We start from the raw sequence: 15,929 nt of genomic DNA, 5'->3' as shown, positions 1-15,929 counted from the left end.
GGCATGATGAAAAACGCACTCTATACCCCAACCATTATTTTAATGGCAATTGCAGCAGGCATTTGTACAGGCGGAAATTATTTTAGTCAGCCACTTATTCATTCAATTAGTGTAAGCCTAAATTTAACTGAAACAACTACAGCGTGGGTGCCGACTCTAGCCCAAATCACCTACGCATGTGGCTTACTCTTTTTAATGCCATTAGGGGACATAATAGAAAAGCGCAAGCTACTATTTATCTTTATGTTATTGGCTTCAAGTGGATTAATTATTAGCGGTTTTTCTCACAATATTTATCTTTTATTGCTTGGCACCGTCATTACTGGTCTATTTTCAAGTTCAGCCCAACTATTGTTACCGCTTGCTGCAAGTCTGGTTCCGATTCAACAAAGCGGCCGTGTGGTCGGCTTTTTACTGAGCGGACTGATGATGGGTGTTTTACTCGCCCGTTCCCTTTCAGGGCTGATGTCTACGCTTTTCGCTTGGAATATTATTTATCTGGTCAGTGGTTTTCTATTACTTGTTATTGCCTTTATTTTGCATCGTAATATCGGGTTATTTCCACCGACTAAATCTGAAAACTATGTAAAAACTATTCGCTCTTTACCACAGGTTTTTATTCAAAATCGACGGTTAAGAACCAGAACTTATATTGGGGGTTTTACATTTGCTTGTGTGAGTTTAACCTTTACCACCATGTCGTTGCTTCTAGCTCCAGCGCCTTACTTTTTTAGCGACTTTACCATTGGGCTTTTCAGTTTTGTTGGGGTGTTAGGAACATTTGTTGCCAATTTTTCAGGTAAATTTATTGACCAAGGCTATATCCATAAAATTTCGATTTTTTGCGGCATTGGGCTTATTTTAAGTTGGGTTCTGTTTTCACTTTTACCCTACCATTTCGCTTTTTACATTATTGCTTTACTCATTCTTTACGCTTCTCTTTCTGCTGTACATGTCACCAACCAAAGTATTGTATTTAAACTTAATCAAGAATTACGCTCACGGTTTAATGCGATTTATATGACTGGTTACTTTGCTGGCGGGGCTTTAGGCACAACGGCAGGAAGCTACGCTTGGAAACACTTCGGATGGACAGGTGTCTGCATTTTAGGCTTAATTTTTGCCGTTTTATGTCTTTATTATTGTGTGAGTGATGCAAAAAATCAGCACAATTAAAACTTGTGCTGATCTTATTTGAACCACGCTCTATAGTTAATGAAGCTAGGCTAAATCTTATAAAAGCCCTAATAATCGACCACGAATAATGTCTTCTGCATCTTTAACAATTCGGCTAACCAGTTCATCGCATGTCGGAATATCATGAATCAAGCTTGCGACTAAACCGCATGACCATGCACCCGCATTAACATCGCCATCAATCATGACTTTTGGATAAACACCAGCCACTTCTTCAATAATATCTTCAAATTTAATGTTATCGCCTAGCGCTTTTTCTTTTGCCACGATTTTTTCTACTGCCGCATTATTCATGACACGTTCTGTGTTTCGTAATGCCCGCATAATTAAACGCGTATCTAATTCGGTTGCATTCAATATCGCCTGTTTCACATTTGCATGTACAGGAGCTTCCTGAGTTGCAATAAAACGCGTTCCCATATTAATTCCATCGGCTCCCATTGCTAGAGCAGCGGCGAGTGAGCGTCCATCTACCATACCACCTGAGGCAACAAATGGAATTTCTAATGTATCGGCAGCTAAAGGTAATAAAATCATATTTGGCACGTCATCCTCACCAGGATGCCCACCACACTCAAATCCATCTACAGAAACTGCATCGCACCCAATTTGCTGAGCTTTTAAGCTATGTCGAACCGAAGTACATTTGTGAATTACTTTAATACCAGCAGCCTTTAAATATGGCATCACCTGTTCAGGATTACGCCCTGCTGTTTCTACAACCTTGACTCCACCTTTAATAATTGCCTCTACAAAACCCGGATAATCAGGGGTATTCACCGTAGGCAAAAAGGTTAAATTTACCCCAAAAGGCTTATCAGTCATTTCACGGCAACGTGCAATTTCTTTTGCTAGATTTTCAGGTGTACGCTGAGTTAAGCCAGTAATAATACCTAACCCGCCTGCGTTAGAAACCGCAGCAGCAAGCTCTGCAAAACCAACATAATGCATACCACCTTGAATAATTGGATGCTCGATTTCAAATAGTTCTGTAATTTTGGTCTTCATATTCTTTCCACTCACTGTTCTATAGCTAGCTTCTCATTTCCTTAGTAGAGCTAGATGCTTATTTACGCATAAATCCTATCAGCATTTAAAGTAATTTAAGTTAAAAATTCCACAATACAAAATTATATACCACAATATAAAACAAAATAATTGATAACGGAATTATTTTTCGATAGCATTATTTTAATGAGTTTAATTTTTAGACAGAAAGTTATTTAAAGGAATGAATGATGGAGCAGGACAATAAAACTCAAAATGAGCTAAAAACAGGCACAATCCATGAGTGTTTAGATAAACATATACTAACGCTTACCATGAGCAACCCTAGCAAAAAGAATGCAATTAATTATGAAATGTATGCAGCTTTAAGTCAGGCATTAGATCAAGCTGCAACTAATCAAGAGGTTCATGTCGTTGTGCTTGCTGGTGAAGGTTCTTCGTTTACCAGTGGTAATGATGTCAATGCATTTGAAAAACGCGACGCATCAAGTTCAGAACCACCCGCTTCGATTGTGTTTTTAAAAAGCTTAGCAACGTTTCCAAAACCAATTATTGCCAAAGTAAATGGTGTGGCAATTGGTATTGGCAGCACTATGCTGCTACATTGTGACCTTGTATATGCAAGCCAAAACTCTATTTTCCAATTCCCCTTTGTGAATTTGGGACTTGTACCTGAAGCGGGTTCAAGTTACATCTTGCCAAGATTATTGGGCTTTGCTCGAGCTTCGGAAATTATTTTATTAGGTGAAAAATTTTCGGCAGACCAAGCAAAAAATTATGGCTTGGTGAATGAAATATTTGAAGCAACTGAGCTGGATCAAGTAGTTGAAGATGTGGCAATTAAACTTGCTCATAAACCAAGTCAAGCCTTACAACTGAGTAAAAAATTGCTAAGAGATATGCCAATCGATGATCTACTCAATCGTATTGACCATGAGTCGACTATTTTCTCACACTGTTTACAGGGTTCCGAGTTTAAAGAAGCATTAAGTGCTTTCAAAGAAAAAAGAAAACCGAACTTTCACAGCCAAACAGTCTAGATACACCCACTAAAAAGCCAGCATTGAAAATCAAAGCTGGCTTTTTTAAGTGAATCAGATAAGTTTAGCTAATCTCGGTACGAATATTATTCACCATGTGTAAAAGACGCGGTGCAATATCTTCTTCGAGTTTTTCACGGTTCATAATGAAACTTGGACCACCACAGTTGAACACCAGTAAACCATGTTGTTCATGAATAAGAGGAACTGCAACCGAATTGACATCTTTATGCCATTCACCGATTGAGAAACAATATCCAAAATCTTGGTAGTCTTTAAACGCTTTGTCTAGATCACGGTTAATTTTAATCCAGTCTTCTTTGTGCTTGCTACGAATGGCATCAAGTAAAAACTCTCGTTCATCTTCAGGCATTGCCGCTAAACAGGCCCGTCCCATCGAACTTAAATGAATCGGTAAATAAGTTCCGACTTGACGGCGCATGGTCATATTGCCTTTACCTTGTACCACATCAAGATAAATCATATTCAGTCGATCACGTGTTGCCATTGCAACAGCAGCGCCCGCATAGTCTGCCAAATTTTTCATATATGGATGAGCAATAGAGCGAATCGACACGTTAGACAACATGGAATAACCAAATGCAAGAACACCCACTGAAAGCTGGAATTTGCTTGAGTTAGGTACTTGTTTGATATAGCCCAAACGCGACAAGGTATGTGTAAGGCGAGTAATGGTTGGTTTTGGCAAACCTGTCATCTGAGCAAGCTCTTGGTTGCCCAAATGCTGATGCTTCGGCGTAAAACAACGTAATAGCTCTAAACCACGTGCTAATGCAGTAATAAATTGGCGATCATTTTCATCCTGCATGTCTTCAATCGGATGTAATAATTCATGCCTTAATGGCGCTAATAATTTTTCTGTCGGTTCTGCATCAACTGCATCGTTCATTGTCATACCAATCCATATTTTGTTTCGCACTGCGAAAATTATAATCTATTTTTTCTATAAATAGCAAAAGAGCAAACATCCGAGTCTGCATCTAAAAGATAACTTCATTTAACTCATTAAAGCGAAAGATTAAATATTTTATTTTCTGATTTTAAATATAATTTTAACCTTCCGCTTTTAAGCCACTTATCCAATTACACCCTTTTCTTTAAGCTCAGCTAGTTTTTCCGAAGAAACCACTCGACCTAAAACCGCCTGCGTATGTTCACCCAACAACGGAGGAGCTGTTTTGTATTCAACTGGCGTTCTAGAAAGTTTGATTGGTGACCCAATTACCTTCAATTTTTCACGTTGAGGATGGTTCATCTCGACTAACATTTCTCGGGCAATGACTTGCGGCTCTTGAAAAGCTTGTTCCAAGTTATTAATCACACCTACCGGAACTTTAGCCGCATAGATTGCATCTACCCATTCATCAGCCGTTTTAGTTAAAAAATGTGTTTGTAAAATTCCGATAATTTCATCACGATGCTTGATTCGGTCCGCATTTCGGGCAAAACGTGCATCATTTGGTAAATCGGGTAAACCAATACTTCTACAGAGTTGAATAAACTGAGTGTCATTTCCACATGCAATAATAAAATCACGGTCAGAAGCTTTGAACACTTGATAAGGCACAATATTAGCGTGTGCATTGCCATAACGCTTAGGGATATTTCCTGATGAAAGATAGTTCATTCCCTGATTTGCCATTGTAGCAATTTGAACATCAAGCAAAGCCATATCAATGTATTGGCCTAAACCTGTCACATGGCGGTTGAGTAAAGCAGCCTGTATGGCAATCGTAGAATAAAGTCCCGTGGCTAAATCAGAAAATGCGACCCCTACTTTTTGTGGACCACCACCCGGCAAATCATCACGCTCACCCGTGACTGACATAAGCCCGCCCATGCCCTGAATAATAAAGTCATAACCGGGCTCTTCTGCTCTTGGGCCGTTTTGCCCAAAACCTGTAATTGAGCAATACACCAGTTTAGGGTTAATCGTAGATAAAGACTCGTAGTCCAAACCGTATTTTTTTAAAGAACCAGCTTTGTAGTTTTCAATCACGACATCGGTGTTTTGAATGAGGGCTTTAATCAATTCTTGGCCATCAGAACTCGCAATGTCGATAGCAACAGATAATTTATTGCGGTTAGTGGACTGATAATAAGCAGCTTCTTGAGTATCTTGGCCTGAGTCATCTTTCATCCAAGGTGGCCCCCAAGAACGGGTATCATCACCGACTTTCGGTCGTTCAATTTTGATTACTTCTGCGCCTAAATCGGCAAGAATCTGTCCACACCAAGGCCCAGCCAATACCCGACTTAAGTCAAGCACCCGAATTCCATTTAAAGCACCCATCTTCATCCCACTATATTTTGTGACTTATTTCCTATAGGAAAACTTATCCATTTAAAATTTCGCATAGCGATATATATTTTTAATATACACACCTCTTTTTAAAAATCAAACTTTAATTTTCCACTAAAAATAATGATTTTTTATAAGAAAATATAGCTTAAATAAATCAATAAATTAGCTAAAGATAAATCAATAACAAAGTACCGCATTGCGAAATTAATTTTCAAAATATATTGTTTTGCATTCATCCTTTGATTACTATCGCTTCAAATATTGGTGATTTTACGAACATCACATTGATGTTTTTGCATGTAGTAAAAGGACGAGACTATGATTCGAGATCAGGAAACCTTAGATCAACTTGTTGATATGATTCGACAATTTGTTGAAGGTGTATTAATTCCTCATGAGAATGAAGTCGCTGAAACGGATGAAATTCCTCAAGATATTATTGAGCAAATGAAAGCTCTCGGTTTATTTGGTTTAACCATTCCTGAAGAGTACGAAGGTCTTGGACTGACAATGGAAGAAGAGGTCTATGTGGCTTTTGAATTAGGTCGTACCTCTCCTGCTTTTCGCTCTCTGATTGGAACCAATAATGGCATTGGCTCAAGTGGCCTGATTATTGATGGTACTGCAACACAAAAATCATTTTTCTTGCCGCGTTTAGCACGTGGTGAAGTGATTAGTTCTTTTTGCTTAACCGAACCAGATGCGGGTTCTGACGCTGCCTCTTTAAAAACCAGCGCAGTAAAAGACGGTGACTTTTACATTTTAAATGGTACTAAACGCTTTATTACCAATGCTCCTCATGCTGGCGTATTTACAGTCATGGCACGTACAAACTTTGATATTAAAGGTGCTGGTGGCATTTCTGCTTTTATTGTCGATAGCCAAACTCCGGGCATTTTTCTTGGCAAACGCGATAAAAAGATGGGGCAAAAAGGCGCCCATACCTGTGACGTTATTTTTGAAAACTGTCGTATTCCTGGTTCTGCATTGATTGGTGGTGTTGAAGGAGTTGGTTTTAAAACGGCTATGAAAGTGCTGGATAAAGGCCGCTTGCATATTGCGGCTTTGAGTGTTGGAGCAGCAACCCGAATGCTAGATGATTCTTTAAATTACGCCATCGAACGCAAGCAATTTGGACAACCAATTGCTGAATTCCAACTCATTCAAGCCATGCTTGCTGACTCAAAAGCTGAAATTTATGCAGCCAAATGCATGGTCTTAGATGCTGCGCGCCTACGTGATGCAGGAAAAAACGTTAGCACTGAAGCTTCCTGCGCAAAAATGTTTGCAACCGAAATGTGTGGCCGTGTCGCTGATCGCTGCGTACAAATTCACGGCGGTGCGGGCTATATCAGTGAATATGCAATTGAACGTTTTTATCGCGATGTCCGTTTGTTCCGTCTTTATGAAGGTACGACCCAAATTCAACAAATGATTATTGCCCGAAACATGATTCGCGCTGTGTCTTAATCAAATTTTAAGCACTTTAAAACGACTTGAAGTGCTTTCAATCAAATGTAGGTAATGGATTATGGCTACAAATTACAAAGAAGGTCTTTCTCGTATACAGCCTCATACGTGGAAAATAGCATTTATTTTTGCATTTCTAGCACTATTGGTAGATGGAGCAGATTTGATGCTGCTGTCTTATAGCTTAAATAGTATTAAGGCAGATTTTGGATTAAGTTCAGTACAAGCAGGTATGCTCGGCAGTTTTACATTGGCAGGTATGGCTGTTGGTGGAATTTTTGGGGGATGGGCGTGCGATAAATTTGGTCGCGTCCGCATTGTTGTTATTTCTATTTTAATTTTCTCACTCCTCACCTGTGGCTTAGGTTTTACCCAGAGCTTTCTTCAATTTGGTATTTTAAGATTTTTTGCATCACTGGGTTTGGGTTCACTTTATATTGCTTGTAATACCCTCATGGCAGAATATGTACCAACACGTTTCCGCACCACGGTACTAGGCACGCTACAAGCGGGCTGGACCGTAGGGTATATTGTTGCGACTTTGCTTGCAGGTTGGATTATTCCTGATCATGGCTGGCGCATGCTGTTTTATGTTGCGATTATTCCCGTCATTATTGCTGTTCTCATGCATATTTTGGTACCTGAACCAGAAGCATGGCAAAAGTCTCGACTACAACAACCTGTTGTGGCTCAGAATGTTCAAAAAACCTCGGCATTTAAGCTTATTTTCCAAGATAAACGAAACCGTAATATGTTTATCTTATGGGCGTTAACGGCGGGCTTTTTACAGTTTGGCTACTATGGCGTAAATAACTGGATGCCGTCATACCTTGAAAGTGAACTGGGTATGAAATTTAAGGAAATGACTGCCTATATGGTAGGTACATATACCGCTATGATTTTAGGTAAAGTCCTTGCGGGCATGATGGCAGATAAATTAGGACGTCGTTTTACCTATGCTTTTGGTGCAATCGGTACTGCTATTTTCCTACCACTCATCGTTTTTTATAACTCACCAAGCAATATTCTATATTTACTGGTCACCTTTGGTTTCCTCTACGGCATCCCGTATGGCGTAAATGCAACCTATATGACCGAAAGTTTTGCGACAGCAATTCGGGGTACAGCCATTGGTGGCGCTTATAATGTCGGACGTTTAGGCGCTGCATTAGCCCCTGCAACGATCGGTTTCTTAGCCTCTGGCGGGTCTATTGGTTTAGGTTTTGTCGTCATGGGTGCAGCTTATCTGATTTGTGGTGTGATTCCAGCCCTATTCATTAAAGAAAAATTATATGACCCTCAAAAGTCATAAAAAGATCTATCACATAGGTCATAGGCCTATATGGTTGATAGTTCTAACCATTTAAACAAGTGTTTTAGATGGTTAGCAGGAAATAAGGAATCTACTCATTAAAGTTACTCCTTATTTCCATATATGTAGAGTTTATTACTCTTCATTTTAATTTTTTAGGTAAGCTTAGCTCCCAAGGGAGCTAAGCTTAAAAATATATAGACCTAAACTTGGTTTAAGGTCGCTCACCCTGCCCCAAACGGTGTTCAATATCATCGAGTACATTTGGCAGGTCAGCGACACTATCAATCACATAGTGAGCGCCCGATGCATTCATTTTTCGATAGGCCTTATCTTTTAGAACAATCCGTTCATCAGCCGATAATGCGCTCCACTCTTCATAGCTTAAACCGACTTCGTTACCACTAATCGCAAGCCCCACCGTCCAGCATCCCGCATTTAAACCTTCATCTATACCCACCACGGTGTCATCCACTTTTACAACAGTTTTGATGTCAGATACATCAAGTTGAATTAAGTTCTTCCATAACATTTCAGGATATGGACGACCAAATTTCACATCGCTGGCAGTAACAATACAGTCTGGTCGATAGCCTTGATCGGCAGCATCTCTGACCAATCGCCCAATCATCATGGATGCATAGCCCGTGTTACTACCAATTTTTGCGCCACGCTTTTTAATATTTTCAAAAGTCGCCAATGCACCCGGAATTAAAGCCGAACATGTTGGAATCGAATCTAATTGATACGGAATAAAGTCTTTATATAAACGGTCAATATCCGCTTCAGTTGCAGCTTGCCCATATACTTCCTGCCATGCAGCCGCTACACGTGGCATTTTTAAAACAGCCGCAATATGGTCGCGTTTTTCCAAACCCATTGGAGCACGCGCTTCTTCAACCGTAATTTCAACTTTATTGTCTTTAAATAACGCCATAAAAGCTAAAATTGGTGCACGTGAGCCAAAATCTACAGTGGTGCCAGCCCAGTCAAAAACAACAGCCTGAATTTGTGTATTATTGGTCGTCATGGTGTATTTCCTTTAATTCAAATATTTTAATAAAAGTTATGCTTTTACAGCTTGCTGTAGGTGGCTTTTGCAGTAACTCGCAATCGCAGCAAGAAGTCCTTCAATGTCATGAATATAAACTTCGCCAATATTGCCAATACGGAAGCAGTTGAGATCGGTGACTTTGCCCGGATAGATCACATAGCCTGATTTTTTTAACGTTTCATAAAATGACTGAAAGCTAAATGACTTGGCTGTTGGGTAAAGGAATGTGGTAATGATGGGTGATTGGGGTGCTTTATTGCCTAATACCAATTCAAAGCCTAGTTGTTGCATACCTTTAGATAAGGTTTGTTGGTTCTGTAAATAACGTTGATAACGTGCAGCAACACCGCCTTCTGCCTCAAGCTCAAGTAATGCTTGATAAAATGCACGTACCACATGGGTTGGCGAGGTAAAACGCCATTTACCGTTATGCTGCTCCATCGTGTTCCACTGATCATACAAATTGAGGCTGACCGAACGTGCCAAGCCTTTACATGCTTCTAGGCAATCACGCTTCGCTAAAATAAAGCCAAAGCCCGGAACACCTTGAATACATTTATTTGCACTTGAAATCAGGAAATCAATTTCCAGCTCAGCCATATCCATGGGCACACCACCAAATGAACTCATAGCATCTACAATCCAGATTTTTCCTGCTGCTTTAACTAAACGGCCAATGTCTTGAATCGGGTTTAAAATTCCTGTGGTGGTTTCACAGTGCACACAAGCAACATGGCTAATGTTTTGGTCTTGTAAAACACTCTCAATTTCTTGTAAATCTGGTGACTGGGTTTCTAAATAGTTCAGTTCTACAACTTCAATATTTAAGCAACGCGCCATTTGCACCATGCGTGCACTGTATGCGCCGTTATTAATGATCAAGATTTTGCCATCACGCGGAATAGCTGACCCAAGTACGGACTCCACGGCAAAACTACCACTGCCTTGCATTAATACAGCCGTATATTTTTCAGGTTGGCTGGTTGCTAAGTTGACTAGACGAGAGCGAATATCTTGTACCAGCGAGTTGTATTCTTGGTCCCAAGTACACCAATCTTTTTGCATCGCACGGCGTACTGTCGCCGATGTTGATAACGGACCTGGCGTTAGAAGCAAATATTTGTTCTCTAACTCCATATCGAGTTGTGGTTGCATGTTCATAATGTTGCTCATCTTGTTCGCGTTAATTTCAATATACATCAATCTGGTTTAAACCAGATTACAAACTAATAAATATTTTGTGTTAAAACTTCTTTCATAAATCCGGCCCCCGTAGTCATGCCTTTACCGGCAATTGCACTCACCAGAAAGATGTTTTTTTCAGCTTCAGTGATACAGGCCAACTCATGTTCATGGGTCAGGTAATAACCATTCCAACGTTTTTGAATTGGCGGTAAAGTCAGCCCTAATTTTTCGTGGCAGTACGTTTGAATAAACTCATTAATCTCTTCACGCTGCTCAAACTGAGGCGCTTCATTAATCGAATGATATTCGTGGCTATCACCTACGATCAGTTCACCAAATTCATTTTGTTTAATCAGAATATGAATGCCGAATTCTTGAATGAAACCCTGCTGTGACGCTTTAACCAACTCAGCATGACTTGGGCAAATTTCAAAAGCTGGATAACGTGAGATAGATAAGCCTGAATAAAGAGAAGCATTTAATTTTTGTTGAAATGGTTGAGTCAGTGCCATTTGTAAGCCACAACGTTTCAGGTTCAAGCTTTGTAAGAGATCTGGATATAAAACATCGATGATTTCACCGTGACAGATCAAAACTTTATTTGCCTGATAAGTCACTCCACTTGCCAAACGAACGTGACAGCTTCCATGCTGATATTGAGTTTGAACAACACAAGCATTGGTATAAATTTCTACACCTTTTCTTTCGGCATATGCCAATAGTCTCTGCCCAATCACATGCGGTTCGACCGAATAGTCTTCTTCGAAAACCAAACCGCCTTGAAACTGCTGCTCGGGGTTCAAATAGGAAAATTGGGTGACCAGCTCATCATGACTTCGTAAATGCACAGGTATTTGATAATTATTTACACGCTCGGCAAACTCATTTAAAACCTGCCATTCAAGTGCTGTATTGGCGAGATAGATACCTTGCCTTTGAGCAAATGAAATATCAGTTTCAGCTTGAATACGTTGGTAAAAAGAACGCGTTTCAAGCGCGTACTTTCGCCACTGTTGCTCTGGATGGGTTAATGTCGATGTTCCGACCATGCCAAAATTACGACGAGTTGCGCCTACAGGCTTGGCATTTTTCTCGAATATACAAACTTTTAAGCCTTGCTCTTGTGCCTGTATGGCAGCAGACAAACCTAAAATACCGGCACCGACAACAATTAAATCAAACTGTGTGTTATTCATAAGACTTCCAATTTGCGAAATTTAGGATGAACAAACCCTTGCCTTGTTGAACAAAGCATTTCGTTTCAGTCGGTTAAATAAAAATTGTGTTTAGCTAAAACTTAATGAGAACTTTCACGCCATTGCTGACTTCTTGCCATAATTTTTCGGGTAAATAACCAATGAATGAGTTTTACAACACATGAAGTGGTCAAAATCAAAATACTCATGGCAACAGCAGCAACCGTGTCTCCTGCATCATCCATATTTAAAACAGCTACCGCAGCTAAACTGGTGTCTGGTGAATAGAGGAAAATGGCAGCCGATACAGTGGTCATTGCATTCACAAAAACATAGACCGACACATCGCATAGCGCTGGAAAACACATAGGCAAATAGACTTTCCAAAAGGTTTTCCACTTCGATGTTCCTAAAGTTTGTGCTGCTTGATCGAGCTGTATCGGAATCTGTTTAAGCGCATTGATTAAAGTGAGATGTGGCACAGTGTAATAATGCACAATGGTTGAAATCACCAAAATAGTCATGGTTCCATACAGCACATTTAACGGGTTACTCTGCTGGTTAAAAAACAAAATGTAGGCAATACCTAGAACCAATCCCGGCACAGCGAGTGGCAGTAAAACTAAAGCTTGCACATAGTTTTTAATCAGTGGATGTGCCTTAAAACGTTCGGTTAATAGCGCCACCATAAAAATCAGTGCCGTTCCAAAAACTGTACTAAAGAGTGCCATGCGAACCGAGTTGAAGTACGCTGCCCAACCGCCGCCATCGACATATTCAAAACTGTAATGTGCCAAGGTCAAAGACAAATCGTATGGCCAAGACTGTATAAATGAAGCCAACACTGCCGTAAAGATAATCAGTAAAATCGCACCTGAAACTAAACCACAAAATAAGCTCAGAACGGCTTCAAGTTTTTTATTCGATGTCGCAATATAAGGTTTAGCCTGAAAAGCTTGAAAACGTGCATGGCGTTTGCTTTGAATACGATCGAAAATAAAGACGAACACTGCTGGTAGCAATAACAAGATGGAAATTACCGCACCCATGCTCATATTTTGCTGACCAATAATCTGTTTATAAACATCAAGCGCCATCATATTAAATGAACCGCCAATGACTTTTGGAATCCCAAAATCGGTCAGTACATAAATAAAAGCCACTAAACTTGCGCTGATGAGTCCATAACGAATTGCAGGTAGCGTGACGTGGTAATGGGTCTTCCAGATATTTTTGCCGAGCGACAAAGATGCTTCAATTAAACGCTGATCGACGCTGCGAAAAGACACCATCATCAACATCAAAATTGCTGGAAATAGCCAAAAGCAGTAACTGATTAAAATACCGATTGGGCCATAAATTTGTATATCGCCCAGTAAAGGTTTAAACACACCTTGCTTACCAAACAAATAAACCAATGCCAAAGAAGGCAAAAGTGAAGGCGCTAAAATGGGTAAAAAAGCTACAAGTTTAAAGAAGCCTTTTCCTTTCATATTGACGTTGGTCAGGGCAAAAGCATAAATACTGGCAAGAAATACTGTAATGACAGTAGCAGCACAAGCGACCCACACCGAGTTAAATACAGAGCTGAGTAATGCGGGGCTTGCAAAATAATGATAAAAATTTTCAAGGCCAACAAATTGCTGATTTTCATCAAAAAATGCAGTTTCAAACAGCATCATTAAAGGAGTAATAATTGCTAAAGTCAAAGCGATTGCGACGGTAGCTAAAGCAATATTTGATCTTAATGAATATTCAGTTTTTCGACGCGGCTGTGTTTTTAAAACCGCTGAAGCAGCTTCATTTAACATAGTGCGTACCCTTGTTCGTCAAAGACATGAATGAGCTGATTAGGCACTTTTATAAACATCAGTTCTTGCAAAGTTTTGAACTTGGTTTTTTCAATTTCAATTTGCAAAAGGTGCTTTGCCTGCTCAATTCCATCGATATAAATAGCGCAAAATAAACGGCGTTTTGCGCCTAAAAATTCAGTGCTTAATACTTTAACTGGTAAATACAACGACTCTTTATCACTGCCAAAAGCATCAACCAACTCGACAGCTTCCGGTCTAAAACCAATGTTGTAGCTTTGCCCAGCTTTAAGTTTTTGCTGCTCCAAATTTAAAGGAATAAAACCTAAAACCTCGAGCTGATTGGCGACTGAACAAGTGGCAGTTAAAAAGTTCATGGTGCCAATAAACTTGGCAACGAATTGGGTTTGTGGCTTGTAATAAATATTGTGCGGTGTATCAATTTGCTCAATGACACCATGATTCATGACTACAACACGGTCAGAAATGCTTAATGCTTCTTCTTGGTCGTGCGTGACCATAATGGTTGGCAAATTAAGCTGTGATTGGATCGAACGGATCTTTTGTCTTAGGTTTAGACGTACCTGCGCATCAAGTGCAGACAAGGGTTCATCGAGCAGTAAAATATCAGGCTTCGGTGCAATTGCCCGAGCCAGCGCAACACGTTGCTGCTGCCCGCCTGACAATTGATTTGGATATTTTTTAGCAATATCGGGTAATTCAATCAGTTCTAATAACTGCTGAACCCTTTGGCTACGCTGTGCGTTATCCCACTTTTTTTTGTCTAAGCCAAATGCAATATTTTCTTCTACATTTAAGTTTGGAAATAACGCATAGTTCTGAAACACAATGCCACAGTGACGCTTTTCAGCACTCAACAAGGTAATGTCTGTGCCCTTTTTTATGACTTTGCCATAATCAGGTTTTTCTAGACCCGCAATAATGCGTAGCAAAGTGGTTTTACCGCACCCTGAAGGCCCCAAAAAACTCACGAACTCGCCAGCGTTCAGGTCTAAATTAATATGACTTAGGACCTGAAAATGTTGGAACTTTTTTTGGATATCCACCACCTCTAAAACCGAAGGACCATGTTCAGGATATTTATAAGTCGTTAATGTTGACAATAAATGCCCTGCTAACTCGCCCTTTTGGTTTTGACCCAGCAGCGATGAGTGCAATGAAGAAGGTATTTGCATAATGAGGCCCTTATCCAAAAGATCACTTTTCAAAACGCTTTGACCATTCAGCCAAAATACGTTCACGCTGCTCGGCCGCCCAATAAAAATCATTTTTTACGAGCATTTGAGGAAGGTTTTTGGGGAAGCTCATCGTCGTATTTTCAATGCCTTTATAGGCCACCATTGAAAAGTTATGGGCATAGGCTTCATTTGCTGCCTTGCTTACCGACCAATTGATAAATTTCTGTGCACTATTTAATTTCTTGGTTCCTTTCACAATTGCTGAGGCTTCCATTTCCCAGCCTAAACCTTCAGTTGGATAAACCACTTCTAAAGGTGCGCCTTCTGCTTTTAATTTAAATGCTGGATACCCAAAAGAAATTCCAATTGGGATTTCGCCCTGTGCAGCCATTTTGCAAGGTTTTGAACCAGAGTGAGGATATTGTGAAATGTTTTTATTTAAAGCCTGCATATAGTCCCATGCCTGCTTTTCACCCCAGATCTGCATCCAAGCCGTGACATCTAAATACCCTGTTCCACTCGAGGCCGGATTTGGCATCACAATCAGGTTTTTATAAATCGGGTTGGTTAAATCTTTCCAAGTTTTTGGAATCGGTAATTTACGTTTTTCTAATTCGACTTTATTGACACAAATTGCAGATTCCCATGCGTCCATACCCGTCCAAGTCGGTACAGGTTTTTGACTTACAAATTCCGGTTTTAAATTTTGAATGCCTTCAGGTTTAAAAGGCTTAAGCATGTCTTTCTTTTCCATGACCAGCAAACTGGTTAAAGCCACACCAAAAACCACATCCGCTTGAGGATTCTTCTGCTCTGCCAAAAGTTTAGCGGTAATCACACCTGTTGAATCACGTACCCATTTTACTTTGAGTTCTGGGTAAGCTTTATGTAGTTCTTCTTGGTACTGTTTAAGCTGGTCGGCTTCCACTGCCGTATAGACTGTAATTTCTTCTGAGTTTTTTGATGTTGCCGATGAACATCCCATTTGAATAGCGACCACCACACCTAAAACTGATGCAGTGCCGAGTTTAATTGTCTGTTGAACATACTGTTTCATCTGCAAACCATCGAATGCAATTATTTGATGATCGTATTTCAACAGCTTTATATGACAGTTTGATTAATCTGGTT

At 40.0% G+C, this 15,929-nt stretch carries 13 protein-coding genes; 4 read left to right on the top strand and 9 right to left on the bottom strand.

What is annotated here, in order from left to right:
* Positions 1 to 3: 3 nt before the first annotated feature.
* Entirely contained in the window at positions 4 to 1,176 is a 1,173-nt protein-coding gene (locus I7H67_RS09160) for an MFS transporter (protein WP_198307656.1), read from the top strand.
* A 57-nt stretch (positions 1,177 to 1,233) separates the two neighbouring features.
* Here the strand turns inward: I7H67_RS09160 and I7H67_RS09155 are convergent, their stop codons facing one another.
* Positions 1,234 to 2,205 carry an NAD(P)H-dependent flavin oxidoreductase gene (locus tag I7H67_RS09155; RefSeq protein WP_198307655.1) on the bottom strand — a complete coding sequence of 324 codons (972 nt, stop codon included), beginning with the start codon at positions 2,203 to 2,205 and terminating at the stop codon, positions 1,234 to 1,236.
* Between the two features lie 230 nt (positions 2,206 to 2,435).
* On the opposite strand from I7H67_RS09155, the gene I7H67_RS09150 reads away from it, so the two are divergent.
* Positions 2,436 to 3,245, top strand: coding sequence for an enoyl-CoA hydratase (locus I7H67_RS09150; protein WP_198307716.1), 810 nt, complete (start codon positions 2,436 to 2,438; stop codon positions 3,243 to 3,245).
* Between the two features lie 64 nt (positions 3,246 to 3,309).
* Here I7H67_RS09150 and I7H67_RS09145 read toward each other — a convergent pair whose 3' ends face one another.
* Positions 3,310 to 4,155, bottom strand: a complete 846-nt coding sequence (locus tag I7H67_RS09145; RefSeq protein ID WP_013198245.1) for an IclR family transcriptional regulator — start codon at positions 4,153 to 4,155, stop codon at positions 3,310 to 3,312.
* 186 nt (positions 4,156 to 4,341) lie between these two features.
* Entirely contained in the window at positions 4,342 to 5,559 is a 1,218-nt protein-coding gene (locus I7H67_RS09140; RefSeq protein ID WP_198307654.1) for a CaiB/BaiF CoA transferase family protein, read from the bottom strand.
* 330 nt (positions 5,560 to 5,889) lie between these two features.
* On the opposite strand from I7H67_RS09140, the gene I7H67_RS09135 reads away from it, so the two are divergent.
* Both I7H67_RS09135 and I7H67_RS09130 read left to right on the top strand, forming a co-directional pair.
* A complete protein-coding gene (locus I7H67_RS09135) occupies positions 5,890 to 7,041 on the top strand; it encodes an acyl-CoA dehydrogenase family protein (RefSeq protein WP_198307653.1) in 1,152 nt (383 codons plus the stop codon).
* A 61-nt stretch (positions 7,042 to 7,102) separates the two neighbouring features.
* Positions 7,103 to 8,353, top strand: coding sequence for an MFS transporter (locus tag I7H67_RS09130; RefSeq protein ID WP_198307652.1), 1,251 nt, complete (start codon positions 7,103 to 7,105; stop codon positions 8,351 to 8,353).
* 214 nt (positions 8,354 to 8,567) lie between these two features.
* On the opposite strand, the gene phnX is transcribed toward I7H67_RS09130, so the two are convergent.
* The 6 genes from phnX to I7H67_RS09100 form a co-directional block, all read right to left on the bottom strand.
* A complete protein-coding gene (gene phnX, locus I7H67_RS09125) occupies positions 8,568 to 9,383 on the bottom strand; it encodes a phosphonoacetaldehyde hydrolase (RefSeq protein WP_198307651.1) in 816 nt (271 codons plus the stop codon).
* Positions 9,384 to 9,419: 36 nt separating this feature from the next.
* The gene (phnW, locus tag I7H67_RS09120; protein ID WP_198307650.1) at positions 9,420 to 10,607 is read right to left on the bottom strand and encodes a 2-aminoethylphosphonate--pyruvate transaminase; all 1,188 of its coding nucleotides are present in this window, start codon (positions 10,605 to 10,607) and stop codon (positions 9,420 to 9,422) included.
* A 26-nt stretch (positions 10,608 to 10,633) separates the two neighbouring features.
* Entirely contained in the window at positions 10,634 to 11,788 is a 1,155-nt protein-coding gene (locus tag I7H67_RS09115; protein ID WP_198307649.1) for a TIGR03364 family FAD-dependent oxidoreductase, read from the bottom strand.
* Positions 11,789 to 11,889: 101 nt separating this feature from the next.
* Positions 11,890 to 13,599 (bottom strand): putative 2-aminoethylphosphonate ABC transporter permease subunit, encoded by a 1,710-nt coding sequence (locus I7H67_RS09110; RefSeq protein ID WP_198307648.1) that lies wholly within the window; start codon positions 13,597 to 13,599, stop codon positions 11,890 to 11,892.
* A complete protein-coding gene (locus I7H67_RS09105) occupies positions 13,593 to 14,795 on the bottom strand; it encodes an ABC transporter ATP-binding protein (RefSeq protein ID WP_198307647.1) in 1,203 nt (400 codons plus the stop codon). Before I7H67_RS09105 ends, I7H67_RS09110 begins: the two co-directional genes overlap by 7 nt.
* Positions 14,796 to 14,817: 22 nt before the next feature.
* The gene (locus I7H67_RS09100) at positions 14,818 to 15,855 is read right to left on the bottom strand and encodes a putative 2-aminoethylphosphonate ABC transporter substrate-binding protein (protein WP_198307646.1); all 1,038 of its coding nucleotides are present in this window, start codon (positions 15,853 to 15,855) and stop codon (positions 14,818 to 14,820) included.
* Positions 15,856 to 15,929: the final 74 nt, after the last annotated feature.

Origin of the sequence: Acinetobacter sp. ACIN00229, from assembly GCF_016106645.1 — a bacterium.
In the GTDB taxonomy this organism is placed as follows: Bacteria; Pseudomonadota; Gammaproteobacteria; order Pseudomonadales; family Moraxellaceae; genus Acinetobacter; species Acinetobacter oleivorans.
Note: the sequence above shows the minus strand (reverse complement) of the source record. Positions and strands in the feature narration are given on the sequence as shown.